The 795-nt window shown below is 60.0% G+C and carries 1 protein-coding gene; it reads right to left on the bottom strand.

The window, feature by feature from the left end:
* On the bottom strand, positions 1 to 795 hold a 795-nt coding region (locus A3730_RS28345), incomplete at both ends, for an FAD-dependent oxidoreductase (RefSeq protein WP_156501427.1).

The raw sequence follows: 795 nt of genomic DNA, 5'->3' as shown, positions 1-795 counted from the left end.
GTAAGACAACACCTTGGGATGATCCACACCGGGGATGCCCGGGGTACGCGGAACCACACCCGTAGCAATCACGATTTCGTCAAAGCCCGCCGCTTCCAGATCGGCAATTTCAACGCGCGTATTCAGCTTCATGGTAACGCCGGTGCTTTCCAGTTTTTTGCTGAAATAGCGAATGGTGTTGTGAAACTCTTCCTTGCCGGGCACTACCTTGGCCATATTAAACTGACCACCAATTTCCCCCGCCTGATCAAACAGGGTCACCGCATGGCCTCGCTCTGCCGCCACCGTGGCACAGGACAAGCCCGCCGGGCCGGCACCAACGACCGCCACTTTTTTCGGCTTGGCCGTTTTCAGGTACAACAACTCGGTCTCGTGACAAGCACGGGGATTGACCAGACAGGACGCCCGCTTGAGCTGGAAGGTATGGTCCAGGCACGCCTGGTTACAGGCGATACAGGTGTTGATCTCATCCGCCTTGCCCTGCTCGGTTTTCTTCACGAAATCCGGGTCCGCCAGCAACGGGCGCGCCATGGAGACCGCATCCGCCTGGCCAGCGACCAGAATGGCTTCTGCCACGTCCGGATCGTTAATGCGGTTGGAGGCCACCACGGGAATGGAAACCACGTCTTTCACCTGGCGGGTGGCGTCCACAAAGGCGGCTCTGGGCACAGAGGTCACGATGGTGGGCACACGCGCTTCGTGCCAGCCAATCCCGGAATTGATCAGGCTGGCGCCCGCCGCTTCCACTTCTTTGGCCAGCGCCAGAACCTCTTCACGGGTGGCCCCGTCCGGCAC

Source organism: Alcanivorax sp. HI0044 (assembly GCF_001634945.1).
Note: the sequence above shows the minus strand (reverse complement) of the source record. Positions and strands in the feature narration are given on the sequence as shown.